We start from the raw sequence: 16,230 nt of genomic DNA on the forward strand, positions 1-16,230 counted from the left end.
GCAGTTGCAGTTGCAGTTGCAGTTGCAGTTGCAGTTGCAGTTGCAGTTGCAGTTGCAGTTGCAGTTGCAGTTGCAGTTGCAGTTGCAGTGACGGTACAACGGCGAGCGACGGCACTGGGGAAAAAGCGGCGACGTAAAACGCAGCGGGCGATTTTATGAAGTCCGCTTCGGCGCGCGCAGCGCCGCCGGAAGCATGACTGCCTTGTCACTCACGCCGAATGTGCGAGAGCACAGATTCCAGATGCACCACTGCCGCCACTGCGCGAGGGACCCGCTTAAGAGTTAGCGGTTTGAGCCGCTTTCTCTTGCCTACTTCTCTTTGCGGCGGCAAAGAGAAGTAGGTGCCGCCCCGCACAGGGGCGACGCTAATAAACCAATAAGAAAACAAGGAAAGGCCAAAACCAAAAAACCACAGACATTAAAGCGCCGCGCAGGCAACCAAACCACGAAAATCCCAACCGCCGCAGGCAAACACCCACCCAAAGCGTCCCGCAAGAAACCCCCCTTTAATCAATAGGCTTCCCAGCAGTCTCCCGCATAAACGGCAACGGCAACAACGACACAAGCCCACACCCGATCAAATACCAGGCAGGAGCCAGATTACTCCCAGAAACCTGAATCAACCAGGTCGCAAAAAACTGCGCAAACCCACCAAAAATAGAAACACCCAGACAATAAACAATCGACATCCCGGTAGCGCGAATCGCGCGCGGAAACATCTCCGGCAACATGACGATATTGGGCACCGCGGTAAACGCGACAAAAACAGCTAGCACGGCGACGACAGATAACAGAACAGGCACCGTCGGCGACGCATTGATGATCATGAAAGCCGGGTACACGGCAACAATCAGCAAGACACGAGACACCCACAACACCCGCTTACGTCCGACACGATCGGACAACGCCCCTGCAAAAGGCGAACAGATCACCGTCACCACCGCCGCGGTCCACGCGGCCCACAGCGCCGACGACATCGGCAAATGCAGAATCCGTATCGCGTAGGTGGACAGATAAAACAGCACGATATAGTTCGCCGCCGTGCCCCCAATCGTCGTCAATACGCCCGTCGTAATGACACGCGAATGCTCGCGAAACAACTTGCGCACCGGCTGCGCAACCGGCACCTGCTCCGCTCCACCCTTGCCATCTTCAACGCCCGGCAAGGTCTCATTCAGGTGACGCCGGATATAAATCCCAATCGGCCCCATCGCCATGCCGATCACAAACGGCACGCGCCAGCCCCAGCTCTCCAACGCAGCCGTGGACAGCGCCGCCGCCAGCGCAACGCCCAGCAGTGACCCGCAAACGGTGTTCAATCCCTGACTCACAAACTGCCAGCTTCCGTAGAATCCACGCGTCTTGTCGCTGCCATATTCAAGCAGCAACGATGTCGATGCACCGATCTCGCCGCCCAGCGCAAATCCCTGAATCAGCCGTGCAAGAATCACCAGCAGCGGCGCGGCCACGCCAATCGCCGCGTAAGTCGGCGCAAACGCGATGATCGCGGAGCCGAGCGTCATCAGCCACAGCGTGAGACTCATCGCCGCCTTGCGGCCGGCGCGGTCAGCATAGCCGCCAAGGAAAATACCGCCCACTGGACGCATGATGAATCCCACGCCGAACGTGCCGACTGCCAGCATGAGTTGCGCGAGCTGCCCTTCCACCGGGAAATACAGCTTGCCAATGATCGTCGCGAAGAAACTGTAGATCGTGAAATCGAAAAACTCGAGGCCGTTGCCGAGCGTGATCGCAGCAATCGCCTTGGCGTGGCTCGCGCGCCCGGTATGCGTTGTCTGCACGTTCTGCATGTTCAACGCGTCGGCGCCTGCGGGTTGCGGTGTAGCGGAATAGTCCATCTTTGTCTCCATGGTGTCCTTCCTGCTGATGCGCGGCTCTACGGCTTGGTGCGCCTGAAAGCGATGCGCGGCCTGACTGTTCCGCACACGGCCTTGAAGGCCCCGATGGCCTTCGTGACCTTCGGAGCCTTGCACGACGTCAGTCCGATCCGAGGCCGCCTGCCTCAGACAAGAAACGTCTGCGCGAGCCGCACCCAATATGCCGCGCCGGTCGCGAGGCAATCGTCGTTGAAGTCGTAACCCGGGTTGTGGACCATGCAGCCGCCCTCGCCGTCACCATTGCCGATGATCAGATAGCTGCCGGGGCAACGCTCGAGCAGGAACGCGAAATCCTCACTGCCGGTCAGCGGTTGCATGCCGGCAATCAAGCCATCTTCGCCGAGCCAGTCGAGCGCCACTTGCCGGGCAAGACCGGTCATTTCCGCATCGTTGACGAGCACCGGATAGCGGCGCTGATAATCCACATGAGCCCGCGCGCCGAACACGGCCGCCTGCCCGCACGCAACCGCCGTGATGCGCTCCTGCAAATGGTCGCGAACCTCAGGCTTCAACGCGCGCACGGACAAGCGCATCTCCGCGGTCTCGGGAATTACGTTCGGGGCTTCGCCCGCGTGAATCGCGCCAACCGTGATGATCGCCATATCGAGCGGTGCGATATTGCGCGAGACGATGGTCTGCAACGCCAGCACGATCTGCGCGCACACCACCACCGGATCGACGGCCTTATGCGGCACTGCGCCGTGACCGCCCCGACCGGTCACCTTGATGATCACCGTGTCGGACGACGCCATGAACGAGCCCGGCAAAAAACCCAACTTGCCCGTCGGAAAGCCCGGCATGTTGTGCATGGCGAAAACGGCGTCGCACGGAAACGTGTCGAACAGGCCGTCTTCGAGCATCTTTTTCGCGCCGGCCTGGCCTTCTTCGGCGGGTTGGAAAATCAGATTCAACGTACCGTCGAAATTCTTTTCCTGCGCCAGATGCTTGGCGGCGGCCAGCAGCATCGCCGTGTGGCCGTCGTGGCCGCATGCGTGCATCTTGCCGGGCACCGTGCTCGCATACGGCAGACCGGTCGTTTCGTGGATCGGCAATGCGTCCATGTCGGCGCGCAGGCCGAGTTTGCGCGCGCCACCGCCAACTTTCAATTGACCAACAACACCGGTTTGACCCAGCCCGCGATGCACCGTGTAGCCCCACTCCTGCAAGCGCTCGGCGACCAGATCACCAGTAGCGAACTCTTCGTAGGCAAGCTCCGGCTGCGCATGGATGCGATGGCGCAGTGCGATCATTTCGTCTTCGAGTTCGGCGATGCCCGCCGGGATAGCCATGGTGTTCACGATGTCGTCTCCGTCTATGAATGCGTGGACCCAGCATAGCGACGCCGATTTTCCAGCGGCAGGCGTAGAATCGTTGCGGCAGCAACCAGTGGTTGCCACCTTTCTACGGGTTTTCCAGATGAAGTTGCATCAACTCAGCACTTTAGCGGCCATCGCGGATACCGGCAGTATCCGGGCTGCTGCCCGTTCGCTTGAGCTTTCGCCGGCCGCCGTGACCAAAGCAATGCGCGAACTGGAGGCGGATCTGCACGCACCGTTGCTGGTGCGTGGCGCGAGCGGCGTTGCGTTCACCGATTTCGGGCGCGCGCTGGTCGTGCATGCGCGGCTGGTGCTCGGCCAGTTGCAACGCGCGGAAGCGGAGATTGAAGCGATGCGCGGCGCGGCGGCCGGCAAACTGTCGATTGGCGTCACGCCCTGGGTCGCGCTGACGTTTCTGCCGCCGACGGTGCAGCGCTTCCGGCAGCGCATGCCGGAAGTCCAACTGGAATTCTTCGAGGGTCTGCTGGCGGTCGTGCAACCGCGCTTGCGCGACGGCAGCCTCGATTTTTCGATTGGCCGTCCTCCGCCTGCTTCGCCGCAATCGGAATTTCACAACGTCCCGCTGTTTTCAACGCATTCGGCAGTGGTGGCGCGGCGCGATCATCCGAAAGCGGGTTGCCGCACGCTGCTCGAACTGGAAGACGCCGAATGGGTATTGAACTGGGACCCGGCAAGCCGCGAGTCGATTTCGGACAATCTGTTCCGCAAGCGTGGCATGAAGGTACCGCACACGATCCATCTCGCGCATTCGCTCGCGGTTGTGCTCGGCCTTCTCGCGCGGACGGACATGCTCAGTATTTTTCCGTGGCCGCTCGTCGAGGTGAGCATTGCGAAGGAAAATCTGTGGGCGCTGCCGTTGCGCGAAACCGTGGATGAAACCATCGTCAGCATCACCTCACGCCGCGGTGCGCCGACAAGTCCGGCGGCCACGTGTTTTCTCGATTGTTTGCGTGAAGTGATCGACGAAGGCGCGCGCTCGCAAGACCCCGAATTGCGCCGCCTGTTTCATTCGATCGAACTGCTGCTGTAAGCTGAATCGCATGCATGCCCACTATGCTTCGAGTGCGCAGCGGCGCGCAGCCCCGCTCCCACTCCATGCCGACCATGAAGCAGACTCCGCCTGACAACAACACCGACTACGACACACCGATGCCAGGCACATCGGCGCAGCGCCGCCGCCGTCACGCGAACCCAACGGCACCGTACCGTAAGCCTGCTCGACAGGCTGCCGGACGTGCAGGTGGCGCCTTGCGTACAGAACGATGCCAATGCATTCGAACGGATGATGTCGCGTCACCCAGCGGCCTGAATGCTGCCCCGTTACTGGTTACTGGCTGGATAGATGCTGGTTCAGAAACGGCACGAAGCCGTTTTGCGCCGGACCGATTTGCTTGACGCAATCATCGTAGTCAGAGCCCATTGCGCGATCCTGACCATACATGCCACGGCATTGCGCATACAGCGTGATCGTCGCCCCGCTGCCCTTGGCCACGCGCGTGGCGGAATAGACCGCCTTGCCCGAGCGGCTCGGAACGTCGGTCTCGATCGCTGCCGCATCCGCGCGAACGATCGATGTGGACGAATGCGCCGCCACGTAGTCTTTCGTGAGCGACCAGGCCTTGTCGCACTGCATCTGATCCGCGCATGCAACAGAGGCGTTACGCTGCGCGGTATCGAGCAGGCTCTCGGAGCGGGTAAAGTCACGCGCCTCTGCCTCCTGCTTTTCGGCGGACATGCAGCCACCCAGGACAAGCGCGGCAAGCGTAATAGCGATAGTTGTTTTCACAGGTTGAATATCCGATTGCGAATTCCGGAGAGGATTATAGTCGCCCTCAACAGGCCCTCGCAGGTTCGGAACGGCCATCGGAAAGCTACCGTCGCGGTGATGCCCCTCACCGCCCGCATAACTTTCGTTATGCTTGCGCGGCTTGGGTGCATCACTGAATTACATCACTGAATTACATCATTGAGCTACATCACTGAGGTGCAGCGGCAACCGGCCGTCACGCAGCCTCAATCCGCATAGCCGACCACACCCTTGATCTCCAGAAAGTCCTCGAGACCGAACTCGCCGTACTCGCGGCCATTACCCGATTGCTTGAAGCCACCGAACGGCGCATCGGGACTGTAGTCCGCGTAGTTCAGATAGATCGTGCCGGTACGCAGGCGCTTCGCCACCGCATGCGCGTGCTCGATCGACGCGGATTGCACATAGCCCGCGAGACCGTAGAGGCTGTCGTTGGCCATCGCGATCGCTTCGTCTTCGGAGTCGTAGCCGAGGATCGACAGCACCGGCCCGAAAATCTCTTCACGCGCGATCGTCATGTTCGGCGTGACGTTGCCGAAAACCGTCGGACGCACGAAGTAACCCTCCTTCAATCCTTCAGGACGGCCCGGGCCGCCGGCCACCAGCGTGGCGCCCTCTTCAACACCCACGCCGATCAATCGCTGGATCTTGTCGAACTGCTGCTCGCTGATGACAGGCCCAAGATCGATGCCCTTGGCATCCGCGGGGCCGACGACCAATGCTTCAGCTGCTTCCTTCGCGTATGCCAATGCCTCGGGGAGGCGTGCGCGCGGCACGAACATGCGCGTGGGCGCATCGCACGACTGGCCGCTGTTGTCGAAACACGCACGCGCACCGCGCATCACGGCCTGCTTCAGATCGGCATCTTCGAGAATCAGGTTGGCCGATTTTCCGCCCAGTTCCTGATGGACACGCTTGACGGTATCCGCCGCAGCCTTCGCGACCTGCACGCCCGCACGCGTCGAACCGGTGAACGACATCATGTCGATGTCCGGATGACGCGACATCGCCTCGCCCACCGTGGCGCCTTCGCCATTGACGAGGTTGAACACGCCGGCCGGCACACCCGCTTCGTCGAGGATCTCGGCGAAGATGATGCCGGAGAGAGGCGCCAGTTCCGAAGGCTTGAGCACCATCGTGCAGCCGGCCGCGAGCGCGGGCACGACCTTGGTGGCAATCTGCAAGGCCGGCCAGTTCCACGGCGTAATCAGCCCGCACACACCGACCGCTTCCTTGCGGATCAGAACACTGCTCTTCACGTACTCAAATTCAAACGTGTCAAGCGTGCGGATCATCGTCTCCAGATGCGCGACGCCCGTCCACGCCTGCGCGTCGTTCGCATATTGCAGCGGCGCGCCCATCTCGCGGCTGATCGCATGCACCATGTCGTCGTAGCGCTTGCGGTAGACGTCGAGGATCACTTGCAGCAAATCGATTCGCTGCGCGATCGTCGTCTCGCTATAGGCAGGAAAGGCGCGCTTCGCAGCCGCCACGGCGCGGTCGACATCGGCCGCGCTGCCGAGTGAAATCTGCGCGAACGCTGTGCCCGTGGACGGATCGATCACGTCGAGCGTGGCGGAGTTGGCCGGGTCTTGCGGGTCGACCCATTGGCCGTCGATATAAAACTGCCTGGCGTGTTGCAGTTGCATGGCTTAGTCCTTTACATGAATGTGTTAGGTCAGACGGTGGGCCGCAAATCGCGCCCGAGAGCGGTATCGAATGCCTTACATCGACGCCGCTCAATCTGAATGTCTTCAAATCGAAATTCATCGCTACGCAGCTTTGGCTCAGACTCCGGTTCTGCTTCGATTTCGTCATCGAATCCCTCGTCATCGAATCACCATCGAATCACATTAACCAGGAGAGACACATGAGCACCATCACTTTCACCCGCATCGACGCTAAAGGCCCTGGCGCTTCCGGCCTGAACCCTGCCCTGCACGACCCCGCCGACGTCATTCTGGACGGCGCCAGGGCACCGCACGCCCTCAACGCCTTCTCCGATGCGACCAACATGCTGTCCGCGGGCGTGTGGCAATGCGATGCGGGCACACTGAAGCTGGCCGACCTGCCGATCCACGAAGTCTGTGTGCTGATCGAAGGCGAAGTCGTCATCACCAGCGACGACGGCCGCAGCGACCGTTATGCCGCCGGCGACGCCTTCATCCTGCACAAGGGCTTCTCGGGCACGTGGCATATGCCGGTGGCGACCAAGAAGTACAGCATCGTGTACTGCGGCTGATTCATACTGCATCACACCGTTGCTCATCAAGAACCGCACCCCCGCACCGTAAGGTGCGGTACCCCTTAAGGTGCGGTTTTTTTATTCTGGCGGCAATGAATAAAAAACCGCCAAACGCATAAACAAACTCGTATGCAAGCTCGCGACGCCATCCGCCACTACATCGGGAAGCCCAGCGCCTTGATCGAATTGATCCAGAGACGCCGCCAGCCGCCGCGATCGTCGGCGCCGTCGAATGCGTTGAAGGTGATCTTCGCGGCGATCCAGCGCAGCGGTTCCGGTGGAATGTACGAGGGCTCTTTGCGCGAAATATCCAGCGATGTAATCAGCGTATCGCGATTCCACAACATGTCGAGGCCCATCTTCGCACCGAAGCGGCTGCCCGCCACGCCAAAGCCCGTATAGCCCGCAACGAACACGCTCTTGCCGCCGTGATAGCGGCGCGCGAACACCGCACCGCGTGAGCAGTAGTCGATCGGACCGCCCCATGCATGCGTGAAGCGCACGTCGTCCAGTTGCGGGAACGTGCGATAGAACGCTTCGGCGAGCTTGTAGTAAGTGCTTTCGTCACGATCCGCAGCCGGATTCGGATCGCCGCCGAAGTGATAGCTCACACGGCCGCCGAAGATGATCCGGTTGTCTTTGGTGAGACGAAAATAATTGAGCTGCGTACGCGTATCGTAGATGCCCTGGCGATTGTTCCAGCCGATGCGCGCCATCTGCTCGTCGCTCAAAGGCGCCGTCGCGATGATGTGATCGCGCACCTGCATCACGCGGCGCTTGATGTCCGTTACGCCCACATCCGCCGTGCCGGTGCCGAGCAGCACGCGCGGCGTTTCGATGCGGCCTGATTGCGTGTGTACGATCATCGTCGCGCCGCGATCTTCCATCCGCGTGATCGGCGAGTGTTCATGCAAACGCACCCCGAGTTTCAGCGCGGCCGCTTTCAGGCCCCATGCGAGTTTCGCCGGATGAATCGTGCCGCTGCGGTTGCGCGACCACATCGCGCCCGCGAACAGCGGCGAATCGAGTTGTTCGCGGGCGCCCTTGCTGTCGAGCAGCACCACATCGTGCCCATGCGCCACGTGCAACTCGTAATCGCCCTTGAGATGATCGAGGTGGCCCGGATCGACGGCAACCGTCATCTCGCCATTCCATTCGACATCCGCTTCAATGCCGTAACGCGTCAACGACTCCTTGAAGCCGTCGAGATTCTCCTGGCCCAGCTTTTCCAGCACGTCGAGGTCTTGCGGAAAAACCCGCGTCGCGTTCGGCAGACCATGCATCACCGAAGTGGAAATGATCCCGCCCGGACGGCCCGACGCGCCGTAGGCTACCTTCCCCGCTTCGACCAGCACGACGTCGAGCGACGGGTCCGCTTCTTTCGCCTGAATCGCGGCCCACAAGCCGGTAAAGCCACCGCCGACCACCACCAGATCCGCGGAAGTCGGACCGATCAATTCCCGTTCGACAGCCGGTGCGCGCGGATTGTCCAGCCAGAACGGAAACAGCTTTACACCTTCAAACGCGCGCTTTACTGACTCGCTCATCTTGTTTGCCTACTCAACTTGAATACCATTGCATTTACTGCGTGACTGTTGCTTCTGTGCAGCTTCTGTGCGGCCTGACCGCACCTGACCCGACGACCTCGACCTGCACGAATCAACCGGCGTCCTGCGCGTCCAGCGCTTCTTCGCGTTGTACGGCGCGCTGCTGCTGTTGCGACACCGGTTGCGACTTCGTTTGTGCCTCCATTTGCAGACCGCCAGCTTTAAGCTTAGTCGCCGGCACCACCGGATGCACGATCACATTGCGTTGCGAACCGCTCCGCAACCAACGACGGCCAAGCGGCCCATACACGCCGTCCGCTTCAGGAAAGCACTGCAGCAACGCGATGTACAACGCGCAGGCAAGTGTCAGCGAAACCGGCATGCTGATGTCGAGACCACCGGCGAGCTGCCCGAGCGGACCGACGAACTGATCCGGCAGATTGACGAAGCACAGGCCCACCACCGCGCTCGGAATCCACGCGCCCATTGCGCGCCAGTTCCAGCCGTGCGTGAACCAGTAGTGACCGCCACGGCCGCCGCGATTGAACACCTGCAGATCGTCCGACAGATAGAAACCGCGCCGCGTCACGAAGCCGATGATCATGATCACCATCCACGGGCAACTGCAGACATTGATCAGCACGGAGAACGTCGACACGCTCTCAACCAGATTGAATGCGAAGCGGCCAAGAAAAATGAAGCCAATTGCGAGGCTGCCGATCAGCAGCGTGGCACGCACGCGGTTCAGAAACCTGGGGAACATGCTCGACATATCGAGCCCGGTGCCGTAGAGCGCAGTCGTTCCCGTCGACATCCCGCCGATGATCGCAATCAGGCACACCGGCAGAAAGAACCAGTTCGGCGAGATCGCCAACAGACCGCCCACGTAGTTATTCGACGCGATGAAATCCGGCGCCTTGCTGGCGATAATCGTTGCGGTAGCCAGACCGAAGAAGAACGGCACGAAGGTGGCCAGTTGCGCGAGCATCACCGCGAGAATCGTGCGCTTCTTCGGCGTGTTCTGTGGAATATAGCGGGCCCAGTCGCCGAGCGTGCAGGCGAACGACACCGGATTGCTCATTGCAACCAGCACGGCACTCACGAACGCCGGCCAGAAACCCACTGAGCCGAGTGCCACCTTGCCGGCGTACGCGCTATTGAACGGCCCGGCGAACGCCGCAATGCCGACCACGAACAGCAGACTCGCCGCCCACACGGCGATCTTGTTGACCCATAGCATGAAGCGGAAACCGTAGACGCAGACGGTCAGCACCAGCACCGCAAAGAGACCGTACGCGAAGCTCAGCGTCATCCAGTTGACCGGCAGGCCGAGCAGATGATTCGCGCCGCCCACCAGCGCGTCGCCCGAACTCCACACCGCCAGCGAGAAGAACGCGACCGCGGTCAACACCGCAAGAAAGGAGCCGACGATCCGGCCATGAATACCGAAATGCGCACCAGAAGAAACCGGATCGCTCGTGCCGTTGCGCGGACCGAACAGGCCCATCGGCGCAAGGATGCACGAACCGATCACCACGCCGAGCACGATCGAATAAACGCCTGCCTTGAACGACAAACCGAGCAGCACCGGAAAACTGCCGAGCACCGACGTGGAAAACGTGTTGCAACCGCCGAACAGCAAGCGGAACAGATCGATCGGCCGCGCATAACGCGAGCGATCCGGGATGCGTTCAAAACCGAACGTTTCGACTTGGGTAATGCTGTTACTGCTCATTGTCTCCGACTCCTGTAACGGCCAGGTCAATCACGATGGCTCGCCACAGGGATGCGGCGTCCACTTTTCTCTGATGTCTGGACGTCACTGTAAAGACAATCGGCGCGGGCAAAAATATCGCCCGCCCAACCTTTACTTCGATCGCGGGCGATGTAACCTGAAATGCCCGCCCCATAAGGCTTCGTGGATGTAGCGAAAGGCTGTACGGGGACTTCCCTCAAGCCTTGCAAAGCGCAAACGTCGAAGCGAATAGCGAGAATCCGCGCGTCAAAGCGGGCAAGCCTATCGCGCCTGACGTCGCCGCTTCGCCGCGGCGACGGTGGGCAGCGGCATCGGCACCGCGCCGGACATGCCATGCTCGATCAGAAAATCGCGGAACAGGCCGGCGACATGCGGCAGGCGTTTATCGGACACATGCATCACGTACCAGTCGCGCTCGATCGGATTGGCGGGCAAAGGCAACAACGCCAGCAAGCCGGCCTGAAATTCCAGCGAGCACGCGTGCAGCGACAGAAACGCGATGCCCAGACCCGCCTCGACCAGTTGCTTGATCGCCTCGTTGCTCGATAGCTCGGAACCGATATGCAGTTTGTGGCCCGCGAGTCGAAACAGATTTTCGACAGTCGAGCGCGTGCCCGAACCCCGTTCCCGCACGAACAGATTCGCCGTTTGCAGATCATCCAACGACAGGCGCTTTTTCTTCATCAGCGCATGGGCAGGCGAGGCAACGAACGCCATCGGATGCTTCGCAAATGCGGTGGCCACCGTGCGTAATTCACGCGGCGCGCTGCCCATTACCGCAAGATCGATTTCGTGCGTGGCCAGCATGCGGATGATGTCGGCACGATTGCCGACCTTGAGCTGCACCTTCACTTGCGGGCGCAACTCGGTGAAGCGCACCAGAAACGGCGGGATCAGATATTCAGCCGTAGTGATCGCGCCGATACGCAGCGTGCCGCCCTGCTCGCCTTGCAACGCGGCGAGATCATCCGCCGCGCCGTTCCATAGATCGAGGATTTCCAGCGCATAGCGCGCGAGGATTTCGCCCGCTGCGGTCAATTGCACGCCACGACCCACCCGCTGCAACAGCGGCGCGCCCGCAGCCTCTTCGAGCAGACGCACCTGAAGCGACACCGCCGGCTGCGTGAGCTTCAATTCTTCGGCCGCACGCGACACGCTGCCGAGCTTCGCGATCGTATGCAAGGTTTTCAATTGACGGAACGTGGCGGCTTTTAACATAAGTGAAAACCTATATGTTCTGTATAAACATTAAATTGTGCTGCGGTTTCCGCCGATTCTATACTGACCCTGACAGATGAGGCCGATGAATACCGGGTATAGCCCGAAAACGCTTTCACCGGCTCAGCACGCATAACTTCAGGAGGATATGGATCATGGCCGCAAGCGATCAACAAACAACCTCTGATGCGCAACGCACGCAGCACAGGCTGTACACGGCAGAAGGGTTGAAAGTGGCACAAGCGGCGCACGCAGCGACGGCAACGCATCGCGTCGTGATCGTCGGCGGCGGAGTCGGCGGCCTTGGGCTCGCGACGCGGCTCTCGGAAACGCTCGGCCGCGCCGGTCTCGCGCAGATCGTGCTGGTAGATCGTTGGCCGACACATTTCTGGAAGCCCCTGCTGCATGAAGCCGCGTCGGGCCAACTCGATCCCGCCACGCATCAACTGCAATACGCGGTGCAGGCGCAACGGCATGGCTTCGAATTCGAACAGGGCGAACTTGCCGCACTCGATCGTACGAACCGCCACATCACGCTGAATGCGCTCCACGACGCCGACGGCCGCGAAATCCTGCCGTCACGGCAGCTTGCATTCGATACGCTGGTGCTGGCAATGGGCAGCGTCACGCAATATTTTGGTGTGCCCGGGGCGGCCGAACACGCGTTGCCGCTCGAATCGGTCGCGCATGCGGAAGCGTTTCGCCGCAAGCTGCTCGACGCCTGTTTGCGTGCGAACCATGCGCGCCGTGCGCGGACCGCGCAAGCGAACACACCGGTGTCGATCAACATCATCGGCGCGGGCGCGACCGGCGTTGAACTCGCCGCTGCGTTGCGCGACACGGTGCGTCTCCTGAACCGCTACAGCCCGTTCTCACTCGATCCCGTGCGCGACTTCCGCATCCGTCTGATCGAAAGCAGCGAGCGCGTGTTGCCCGCCTTGTCCGAAACGATTTCGGCGCGCGCGCAGAAGATGCTCGGCAGTCTCGGAGTCCACGTGTTGAACGCAACGCGCGTCACCGAAGTACGCGCCGATTTCGTGCTGACCAATGAAGGCGCACCGCTCGCCAGCGACATCGCCATCTGGACCGCCGGCATCGCAGGGCCGCCGGTGTTGCGCACGCTGGACGGCATCGCGGTGAATCGCAATGCACAGGTGCAAGTGAACCGCACGCTGCAATGCACGAACGACGCGAATATATTTGGACTCGGCGATTGCGCCGCCTGCCCTTCTTCTGAAAACGCTGACGCGTTTCTGGCGCCGCGCGCTCAGGTCGCGCATCAGCAGGCACTATTTCTGGCGCGTGCGCTGAAGTGCAGGATAGCGGGCGAGCCCTTACCGGAGTTCGTCTATCGCGACGCCGGCACCTTGGTCGGCTTCGGCCGCGAAGGCACTATAGGCAGTCTGAGCAACAGCTTGCTGACGCAGCCGGTGTTCGTCGACGGCTGGCTGGCGACCGTCGTCTACAAGCTCATCTATCGCCGCCACGTGATGACGTTGACAGGCTTCGCGCGCATGGCGCTGGATTCGGCTAGCCACTGGCTGCGCAGACGCGTGCATCCGGTGATCCGGCTGCATTGACAACTTTCGAATAGCGCACGAGCCGAACCCCGCCCGGGATTCGGCTCGTGCGCATCACGGCCTGCATGCCGCGCTACTCGGTCTGAAAAGCGTCCGCCATCGCGCGCGTGCTGCTGGGCGCCGCACACGGCTGCGGGTACTGGCTGTCAGGCACATCCATACAGCCCCATGCGCGCGCGGCAGCAAGTTCGCGCTTTACCTCGTCGCGTGTTTTTCCCTGCGTCACCTGAGGGACCTGAGCCACTTGCGGCGCCAGCCCCATTTGCGAAGCCTGTTGAAGCCCCGGTGCTGCGGGACCGCGCAGGCCCTGCACCTGTGGCTTCTGCAACACCGGCTCGTGCGATTTATAGAACTCATAAGGCCCCGGTGTGGGTTCGCGCAACGGAATAGTGTCGACGGCCACCGCCGCACTCACACAGGCGCAACTCAGCGCGAATCCTGCCAACCACATTGCATTTCGCATGTTCGGTTCTCCGTTTGACTGAGCTTCCATGCTAGCCGTGGCCTGCTGCACAAACGTGAGCGTCGCATGACAAATCCGTCATCCACGCCTGGTATCGGCGCGATGTGCGCTTAAGCGCTACATGACGGAATTGTCATGTTGTTTTCATCGTGATGTCGGCGACGCATTCATACGATGGCGTTCTCGACCTTGAACCGGAATCTCATGCGACCTGTTCAACCAATGCGATGCGTGGCAATGCGAGCTTCGACCGTACGAACATGTGTGTCGAATCTCAGGACACGGCTTTTCACATGCAAAGTCGAGACACTCTCTCTGGCGGCAAGTCTGGTGGCCATCGCGATTGGCTCGCTCGCGTTCTGGCTAAGCCAGCCTACTCACCTGTTCAACGGCGGCTCATCGCCTTTCTCCGCAAGCGGAACGTCACTGAATCGGAGCAGTCCGTCGCTCACGCACGGCTTGCTATCGCTCGAACTTTTTTCCGCAATGCAGCGCAACTCGCCAAAACTAACGTCCCGGCGTGGCACAGGCACAAATGACCGCTGTGAACCGCGGCGCTCTTCAGCAGCGCCCGCCACTTCCAGCGAAGCCCGCGCGCGCAGCGGATGCAACAAGCACCCAACCGCACACTGACACGTTCAACAGCCTGTCCGACACGAGGCAGGCTCGCCAATCAACCACCTCTTTCGACTCATGCAATGAAAGTAATTTTTAATCACGTCATGGTATAAGTAGTACATATGTTCAGGAGGCCATGAAAAATGTTCCTATCAGATTTCGGCGACCATTCGTCTCAAAAATAGTCGCCGATTCGGTAGCGTTCCTATGCATGCCTTACTATATGAAAACAGATTTCCAGCCGATCCTCCTTTCGTCGATCGTACCGTTGGCAGTCCACGGTGAATTCATCCGTATCCGCGCAACCGCATCGGCAAATTCAATCCCGATAGCCGGATTCACGCGCTTCAACCTGAACCTCATCACGCATCGATGCTGCCTCTATCGGGGAGGCCAATGCATACGGCTCGATACCACCGACGTTAATCCGCGCGCGGCATCACAGAGGGCGCACCCGCTCGCTCGAGCACAGCGCCGCACACGGCGCTAAGCGCGGCGTTACCCGCCCGGCTCCCGCATACCCACCGTTCGCGCGGCGCGGCGGGCGTCACCAGGAGAAAGACCATGCGAATTCTGATCGTCGAAGACGAAGCGAAAACCGGTACCTACCTCCGAAAGGGTCTGACAGAAGCGGGGTTTGTTGCCGATTGGGTGGAAGACGGCGTAACCGGTCAGCATCTGGCGCTGACCGAAGACTACGACTTGATCATTCTCGACGTGATGCTGCCCGGACAGGACGGCTGGACCGTGCTGAAAAATCTGCGCCAAATACGTTCCACGCCGGTGTTGCTGCTCACCGCACGCGACGACCTGGACGACAAGGTGCGTGGCCTCGAAATGGGTGGCGACGATTACCTGATCAAACCCTTCGACTTTGCGGAATTACTGGCACGCGTCCGCTCCATCTTGCGGCGCGGCCGTGCGCGCGACACCGCCTCGCTACACGTCTCAGATCTGGCGCTCGATCTGACGCGCCGCAAGGCCACACGTCAAGGCAATACGATCCTTTTGACTGCCAAGGAATTTGCGCTGTTATGGCTGCTGATGCGCCGCCACGGTGAAATCCTGCCGCGCTCGACCATCGCCTCGCAGGTGTGGGACATGAATTTCGACAGCGACACCAACGTGGTCGATGCTGCAATCCGGCGCGTACGCGCAAAGGTCGACGACAACTACGAACCGAAGCTGATCCACACGGTGCGCGGCATGGGGTACGTGCTCGAAGAACGCAGCGGCGCGCCACGATGAGATGGCGTTTGCTCCGCTCTATCCTTGCACCGGTGGCGCTATGGCTCGTGAAGCCGCTCGCGCTACTCATGCCGCGCACCTTGAGGGCACGGCTCTCGATCCTGTTCGCGGTATCGACCTCTTTATTGCTCGTATTCAACGGCGTGTTGCTGTATCACGGCCTTAAGACGCGTCTCGACTCGACCTCGGCGCGAGAAATGACGGCGACGCTCACCGCCTTGCAACTGAGTCTGCACACGATGTCCGGACTCGACTCGGTCCGCGCCGATCGTCAAATCTGGTACGACCATCTGCATGGTCACCAGAATCTCGATATCGCATTGTTCGATGCGCGCGGCGCGCCGCTCGCCCGCACCAACGGCTACTGGCCGAACGCTGAGTCGCTGGCGGCGCACGCTGGGCTTGCCCCGATACAGGTGAAGCCGGAAGGTGGGCCAATGCGTTTTCTGGTCGCCATGGCGCCGCTCGGCGGCCTATCCGGCACGCGCGTGCGTGTGGTCGTGCAATACGACG

At 60.8% G+C, this 16,230-nt stretch carries 12 protein-coding genes and 1 pseudogene; 5 read left to right on the plus strand and 8 right to left on the minus strand.

Annotated elements, in window-relative coordinates; genetic code table 11:
* Window positions 1-506: 506 nt before the first annotated feature.
* Window positions 507-1,859, minus strand: coding sequence for an MFS transporter (locus tag VFE81_RS05615; protein ID WP_325043645.1), 1,353 nt, complete (start codon window positions 1,857-1,859; stop codon window positions 507-509).
* 164 nt (window positions 1,860-2,023) lie between these two features.
* On the minus strand, window positions 2,024-3,187 hold the full coding sequence (locus tag VFE81_RS05620; protein ID WP_325043654.1) for a M20 aminoacylase family protein: 1,164 nt from the start codon (window positions 3,185-3,187) through the stop codon (window positions 2,024-2,026).
* 127 nt (window positions 3,188-3,314) lie between these two features.
* On the opposite strand from VFE81_RS05620, the gene VFE81_RS05625 reads away from it, so the two are divergent.
* Entirely contained in the window at window positions 3,315-4,265 is a 951-nt protein-coding gene (locus VFE81_RS05625; protein WP_325043655.1) for a LysR substrate-binding domain-containing protein, read from the plus strand.
* 297 nt (window positions 4,266-4,562) lie between these two features.
* On the opposite strand, the gene VFE81_RS05630 is transcribed toward VFE81_RS05625, so the two are convergent.
* Both VFE81_RS05630 and VFE81_RS05635 read right to left on the minus strand, forming a co-directional pair.
* Window positions 4,563-5,021 carry a hypothetical protein gene (locus VFE81_RS05630; RefSeq protein ID WP_325043646.1) on the minus strand — a complete coding sequence of 153 codons (459 nt, stop codon included), beginning with the start codon at window positions 5,019-5,021 and terminating at the stop codon, window positions 4,563-4,565.
* Window positions 5,022-5,248: 227 nt separating this feature from the next.
* Window positions 5,249-6,685 carry an aldehyde dehydrogenase family protein gene (locus tag VFE81_RS05635; protein ID WP_325043656.1) on the minus strand — a complete coding sequence of 479 codons (1,437 nt, stop codon included), beginning with the start codon at window positions 6,683-6,685 and terminating at the stop codon, window positions 5,249-5,251.
* Between the two features lie 227 nt (window positions 6,686-6,912).
* On the opposite strand from VFE81_RS05635, the gene VFE81_RS05640 reads away from it, so the two are divergent.
* On the plus strand, window positions 6,913-7,284 hold the full coding sequence (locus tag VFE81_RS05640) for a cupin domain-containing protein (protein ID WP_325043647.1): 372 nt from the start codon (window positions 6,913-6,915) through the stop codon (window positions 7,282-7,284).
* Window positions 7,285-7,442: 158 nt separating this feature from the next.
* Here the strand turns inward: VFE81_RS05640 and VFE81_RS05645 are convergent, their stop codons facing one another.
* The 3 genes from VFE81_RS05645 to VFE81_RS05655 form a co-directional block, all read right to left on the minus strand.
* On the minus strand, window positions 7,443-8,834 hold the full coding sequence (locus tag VFE81_RS05645; protein ID WP_325043648.1) for an FAD-dependent oxidoreductase: 1,392 nt from the start codon (window positions 8,832-8,834) through the stop codon (window positions 7,443-7,445).
* Window positions 8,835-8,946: 112 nt separating this feature from the next.
* Window positions 8,947-10,569, minus strand: a complete 1,623-nt coding sequence (locus tag VFE81_RS05650) for a purine-cytosine permease family protein (RefSeq protein ID WP_325043649.1) — start codon at window positions 10,567-10,569, stop codon at window positions 8,947-8,949.
* 282 nt (window positions 10,570-10,851) lie between these two features.
* The gene (locus VFE81_RS05655) at window positions 10,852-11,808 is read right to left on the minus strand and encodes a LysR family transcriptional regulator (RefSeq protein WP_325043650.1); all 957 of its coding nucleotides are present in this window, start codon (window positions 11,806-11,808) and stop codon (window positions 10,852-10,854) included.
* Between the two features lie 155 nt (window positions 11,809-11,963).
* On the opposite strand from VFE81_RS05655, the gene VFE81_RS05660 reads away from it, so the two are divergent.
* Window positions 11,964-13,388: an NAD(P)/FAD-dependent oxidoreductase gene (locus tag VFE81_RS05660; protein WP_325043651.1), complete on the plus strand. Its 1,425-nt coding sequence runs from the start codon at window positions 11,964-11,966 to the stop codon at window positions 13,386-13,388.
* A 73-nt stretch (window positions 13,389-13,461) separates the two neighbouring features.
* Here the strand turns inward: VFE81_RS05660 and VFE81_RS05665 are convergent, their stop codons facing one another.
* Window positions 13,462-13,851, minus strand: coding sequence for a DUF4148 domain-containing protein (locus VFE81_RS05665; RefSeq protein WP_325043652.1), 390 nt, complete (start codon window positions 13,849-13,851; stop codon window positions 13,462-13,464).
* Window positions 13,852-15,033: 1,182 nt separating this feature from the next.
* On the opposite strand from VFE81_RS05665, the gene irlR reads away from it, so the two are divergent.
* Window positions 15,034-15,717 carry a heavy metal response regulator transcription factor IrlR gene (gene irlR / locus VFE81_RS05670; protein WP_325043653.1) on the plus strand — a complete coding sequence of 228 codons (684 nt, stop codon included), beginning with the start codon at window positions 15,034-15,036 and terminating at the stop codon, window positions 15,715-15,717.
* An 8-nt stretch (window positions 15,718-15,725) separates the two neighbouring features.
* Window positions 15,726-16,230: pseudogene (locus tag VFE81_RS05675) on the plus strand (two-component sensor histidine kinase); the annotation flags it as partial.

Origin of the sequence: Paraburkholderia sp., from assembly GCF_035656215.1 — a bacterium.
GTDB lineage: Bacteria > Pseudomonadota > Gammaproteobacteria > Burkholderiales > Burkholderiaceae > Paraburkholderia.

Coding starts and splice junctions, on each gene's coding strand:
- VFE81_RS05615 (WP_325043645.1), bottom strand. CDS start 1,859: ATGGACTATTCCGCTACACCGCAACCCGCAGGCGCCGACGCGTTGAAC.
- VFE81_RS05660 (WP_325043651.1), top strand. CDS start 11,964: ATGGCCGCAAGCGATCAACAAACAACCTCTGATGCGCAACGCACGCAG.
- VFE81_RS05625 (WP_325043655.1), top strand. CDS start 3,315: ATGAAGTTGCATCAACTCAGCACTTTAGCGGCCATCGCGGATACCGGC.
- irlR (WP_325043653.1), top strand. CDS start 15,034: ATGCGAATTCTGATCGTCGAAGACGAAGCGAAAACCGGTACCTACCTC.
- VFE81_RS05655 (WP_325043650.1), bottom strand. CDS start 11,808: ATGTTAAAAGCCGCCACGTTCCGTCAATTGAAAACCTTGCATACGATC.
- VFE81_RS05665 (WP_325043652.1), bottom strand. CDS start 13,851: ATGCGAAATGCAATGTGGTTGGCAGGATTCGCGCTGAGTTGCGCCTGT.
- VFE81_RS05640 (WP_325043647.1), top strand. CDS start 6,913: ATGAGCACCATCACTTTCACCCGCATCGACGCTAAAGGCCCTGGCGCT.
- VFE81_RS05645 (WP_325043648.1), bottom strand. CDS start 8,834: ATGAGCGAGTCAGTAAAGCGCGCGTTTGAAGGTGTAAAGCTGTTTCCG.
- VFE81_RS05620 (WP_325043654.1), bottom strand. CDS start 3,187: ATGGCTATCCCGGCGGGCATCGCCGAACTCGAAGACGAAATGATCGCA.
- VFE81_RS05650 (WP_325043649.1), bottom strand. CDS start 10,569: ATGAGCAGTAACAGCATTACCCAAGTCGAAACGTTCGGTTTTGAACGC.